Genomic DNA, 4669 nt, shown 5'->3' on the forward strand with positions numbered 1-4669 from the left:
GAAACATTAAAAGCGTGCTAATCATTATTACACGCTTTTATATTAATTAGATGCTATTAATGGATATGATGGCATTCATGGCTTTCAATTTGTAATACACTATTACGTACATTAAATTTTTCGGCTAATAATTGCTCTACTTTCATACGACACGCTTCATCATGTTTTTCAATCGTACAATGTTGTTTAAGGACAACGTGTGCGCCTACTACAATACCATTATATTTGCGCGTTACAGTGACATTATGGACATTATGAACATGTTCCATATCTGTAATTTTACTTTCAATATCAGTAACTTTAGGAAGTTTCGCTTTATTTAGGCGTAAACCTTTTATACAACTAATTATGACCTTAATACCGGTGAATAATACGAAAGAAGCAATTAACATACTCGATAAAATATCGATTACAACCCAGCCTGTAAAATATATAAGAATACCGGCAACAAATGTCGATACGGTAGAAATCAGATCAAAGAATGAGTGTAAAAATACCGCGTACACATTAATACTCGCTTTGCGGCCTTTATATAAAACCCATGCAGCAGCCCCATGAAATAAAAAACCAATAGCAGCAATAACCGACATTAAATAACTATTGATAGCCAGCTCATTTCCTTCATGTTGGTGTATATAGCGCTCACCACCTTCATACAAAATAATTAAACTGATTGCTAGGTATAAAAACCCGTTCACTAGGCCACCAAAAAGCTCTGCTCGTTGATGGCCATCGTTATAGGTTTTGGCAAAATGAATAGCGAGACTTGATGCTATCAGTGCGATGAATAACGAGCTATTGTGAACAAACAAATGCCCCGCATCAGCAAGAACAGCAAGCGAATTAGAATAATAAGCACCTATAACCTGAATTACCATAAACGAACACGTAATTGCTAGCGCAATTAGTAACCGACGACGAGAAGCTTGGTGTGTAGTGATTTCTGTCATGAAATGCTTGAATAACCTATACTTAAAGTGCAAATAAGCCAAAGATGGCTTAGAGTAGAAATGGGTAATGATATACAGTATCAATTATAATACGTACTGCCCGCAAACGCACTAAAAACTTAGTAAATCAAAAAAAATGTGCTAATAGTTAGTAAAGAAAAAGAATTTAATTATGGCTTGGACACATGGAGAGTTGAGTGAGTAATAACCTATCAGAAGAAGCATGGCAAAACTTGGAGTTATTGCCGTTTTGTGTATTACTTTATGATGCAAATGAAGATATATTTAAAGTTAACAGCCAGGCACAGGACTTGTTTGACTTAAAAGACCAATCACATTTTTATAAAACTGATTTTTCACACATCACTTTAACCAATCATCACAGTAAAAAAAATCTGTTGATCGAGGAGTTATTCTTTGATTATTTTACGGCAAATAACCAATGCCAGTTTATTTTATCGAAACAATCATCCAAATTGCTACTCAACGTAAAATTTGCAAATTTACCTAATTCAAACTCCATTATTATTATCGATATATTAAATAACAACGTGGATGAACAATATGATTTTGATAATATTATATCGAACATCTCAACTGACTTAATTGATATTCAAAATGACGATGTTGATAAGCATATCAACTATGCATTAAAAGCAGTCGGTACGGTTTGCAATGCCGATAGGAGTTATCTTTTTAAGTTTTCCGATGATGGTAAAACTATTAATAACACTCACGAATGGGTCAATGATGGTATCAAAGCTTTTAAAGACGACTTACAAAACCTTTTAAAAAGCGACCTCCCTTATTTTTTTAGTTCGATGGCCCGTACCCATTTATTCAGAGTGAATGATGTATCTTTGCTCCCCATTCAAGCAATGAGCGAAAAAACGATTTTCCAGCGACAAGAAATAAAATCGGTACTTTGCATTGGTTTACGCTATGACAAAGAACTGGTTGGCTTTATTGGCTGTGATTGTGTAATTCAAAAGCAAGACTGGACAGATTTAGACCTTATTCGCCTAAGGTTAGTAGGTGAAATGCTTGCTAATGCTTTCAAAAATTTAAATTATAAGCAAGAGCTTCAACAAACTCAGCAGCAACTCATTAACGCCAACCAAAAACTCAATAAACAAGTCAATACGGATGGCCTTACAAACATTGCTAATAGACGTTGTTTTGATCAGACTTTAAAATGCGAAATTAAGCGTTGTGCACGTAATAAAGAATCTATCAGTTTAATTATGTGTGATATTGATTTTTTTAAGCGTTATAACGATAACTATGGGCATCAGCTTGGCGATGAAGTGCTAAAGCGAGTGGCCAAAGCGCTACACAATATTTGTAAACGCGAAGGTGATCTAGCAGCTCGTTTCGGGGGTGAAGAATTTGCGATAGTTTTACCTGCAGTCGACACAGAACACTGTCAAAGGTTTGCTGTTCTTATTCAGGAAAAAATCGCAGAACTCGCAATTGAACATAACTTTTCAACTGTAAGTAAATACCTCACTTTAAGCATTGGGTTTTATAGTTTCATACCCAATCACAAAACAAAACCCAAAGAGGTTATAACTAACGCCGACATAGCCCTTTATAACGCAAAAGAAACAGGTAGAAATAAAATAGCTAGTTTTTAAAAACCGACTAAGGAGCCGCACTGCAGTGAGTTTTAGTGCTTTAAAGTTTGCTGTAGTGATAGTCCATACACCTGAAATTATAAACAATACAACTACTCAGTGATTTACGCGTAGTAAGTTAAGTAAGGCGTTGAAAGTGAGCAACCAATTATCGCCGGTACTGAGGTTTTAGTAACTAAAAAAGAAGTGGGTGTTATGTGGGTTACGCCTAAAAGCTAATCATCACTGAAAATTACAAGTTACAGTAAAACGGGCGGCTCAAACTGCCCGTTTTTTATACCGGAGATCTGAAATACAGCGCCTTGTTCACCAACAGTATTATTAATCGCTTCATCAAATGCCGATGTTACAAGTAGCAACTCAGCATTTTCACCACCGAAGGCGGTGCACGTCGGTTTTAATGCACAAAGCTCTATTGTTTTAATTAGCTCACCGCTTGGGGATAAACACATAACACATCCCATTCCCCAAACAGCTAGCCACAAATTGCCTAATTTATCGGTTACGCAGCCATCGGGGTCAACATCAGTATTATTAAATTGATAAAAAACACGTGGCTCAGCGCAAGGCTCACCAGTTTTCTCATCCAAATCTAATACATAAATGCAACTAGTTAAAGAGTCGCAGTAATAACCGCGTAAACGGGACTTATCAAAACACAATCCATTTGGGATACTCAAACCACTTACAACGGCTTTAAGCTGGTTTTTATAATAACGGTATATTTTACCATCCCCTTTTTTAGCATTTACATCCATTGTACTTAACCAAAAGCCACCCCATGGATCAGCACGGCCGTCGTTTGAACGTCGATTTAGCTGTGTATTTTCAATACTAAGGATAAGATGGCGAGTGCTTGAATTAATATGGTATTTGTATATACCAGTACTTGTCCCTAGCAATAAGTGCTGCTCATCAATCCACGCTATTGCACTGAGCGTATCGGGCATATTCACGGTTTTTAGTTGGCTTTCGCTGTGTATATTTTTGCTTAAAAGTAATTTTTTATTTATATCGACCCAAAAAAAAGTGTTCAGCATAGGATGCCAAAGAGGACTTTCTGCAAGCTGACTCTGTGTGCTTTCAAAAATGGTTACGCTAGGATCAAACATAAGTAGTTATTCTTTATTATTAACAAAGCCTTGTAATACTAAACCTTACCAGAAAGCAGTGAGTTTCGCGATGTGTACCCGGCTTTAATTTTTTATCATCTTCAGTAATCTCTATCGCATTTTTTAGACTGAGTTGATAACATCAAATTTCATAAAAAGGATTGGCCATGAACAACAATAATAAAAACACACTCGTCGTTGAAGGCGGTGCAATGCGCGGTATATTTGCCGCAGGTGTGCTTGATGAGTTTTTAAAACAGCAATACCACCCGTTTGAACGCTATTTTGGTGTTTCAGCCGGAGCAACTAATATAGCCGCATTTTTATGCAAACAACCAATGCGAAATTATAAAGTGATTACCGACTATTCATGCCGTCCTGAATTTATTAATTTAGCGCGCTTTATTAAAGGTGGTCATTTATTTGATTTAGATTGGTTATGGCAAGAAACAATTCGCGAAATACGCCTTCATACAGAGGTATTCGAACAAACTCCACAAGAGTTTTATATTGTATCTACGGCAATCGAATCAGGCAAAGCACACTATTTAAAAGCCACCAGCGCCGATATGGTGCATCAATTAAAAGCATCATGCGCTATACCCATTGCATATCGTGACTACCCTATTATTAATGACATAGCGATGACCGATGGCGGTGTTGCTGATTCAATTCCGGTTATAAAAGCTTACGAAATGGGTGCACGCGAAATCACCGTTATTTTGTCTCAATGTTTAGGCTATCGTAAAAAGCTAAGTAAGGCACCTTGGCTTACTAAAAAAATGTATAAAAACTATCCAGCATTAATTCAAACGACCTTAAACAGGGCTAATTTTTATAATAAGTCTATCGATTTTATTATGAATCCACCAAATGACTGCAAAATCAATATTATTGCTCCACCGACTAATTTTAAAGTTGGCCGAGCCACTAAAAAGTTTGAAATACTTAATAGTGGTTACAATATGGG

At 36.3% G+C, this 4669-nt stretch carries 4 protein-coding genes; 2 read left to right on the forward strand and 2 right to left on the reverse strand.

All coding sequences use genetic code 11. From position 1 onward, the window contains the following. Positions 1–56: 56 nt before the first annotated feature. On the reverse strand, positions 57–950 hold the full coding sequence (locus H5072_RS12155) for a cation diffusion facilitator family transporter (RefSeq protein ID WP_002960617.1): 894 nt from the start codon (positions 948–950) through the stop codon (positions 57–59). Between the two features lie 197 nt (positions 951–1147). On the opposite strand from H5072_RS12155, the gene H5072_RS12160 reads away from it, so the two are divergent. Continuing rightward, on the forward strand, positions 1148–2587 hold the full coding sequence (locus H5072_RS12160; protein ID WP_182693667.1) for a diguanylate cyclase domain-containing protein: 1440 nt from the start codon (positions 1148–1150) through the stop codon (positions 2585–2587). Between the two features lie 239 nt (positions 2588–2826). On the opposite strand, the gene H5072_RS12165 is transcribed toward H5072_RS12160, so the two are convergent. Further along, entirely contained in the window at positions 2827–3699 is an 873-nt protein-coding gene (locus tag H5072_RS12165) for an SMP-30/gluconolactonase/LRE family protein (protein WP_182693668.1), read from the reverse strand. Between the two features lie 167 nt (positions 3700–3866). Between H5072_RS12165 and H5072_RS12170 the strand changes: the two genes are divergently transcribed. Then, on the forward strand, positions 3867–4669 hold an 803-nt coding region (locus H5072_RS12170; protein WP_182693669.1), incomplete at its 3' end, for a patatin family protein.

Source organism: Pseudoalteromonas sp. SR45-5, from assembly GCF_014163565.1.
GTDB lineage: Bacteria > Pseudomonadota > Gammaproteobacteria > Enterobacterales > Alteromonadaceae > Pseudoalteromonas > Pseudoalteromonas distincta.

What these genes read in the sequence shown, in the direction of transcription:
- H5072_RS12155 (WP_002960617.1), bottom strand. Translation starts at nt 950, where the DNA reads ATGACAGAAATCACTACACACCAAGCTTCTCGTCGTCGGTTACTAATT.
- H5072_RS12165 (WP_182693668.1), bottom strand. Translation starts at nt 3,699, where the DNA reads ATGTTTGATCCTAGCGTAACCATTTTTGAAAGCACACAGAGTCAGCTT.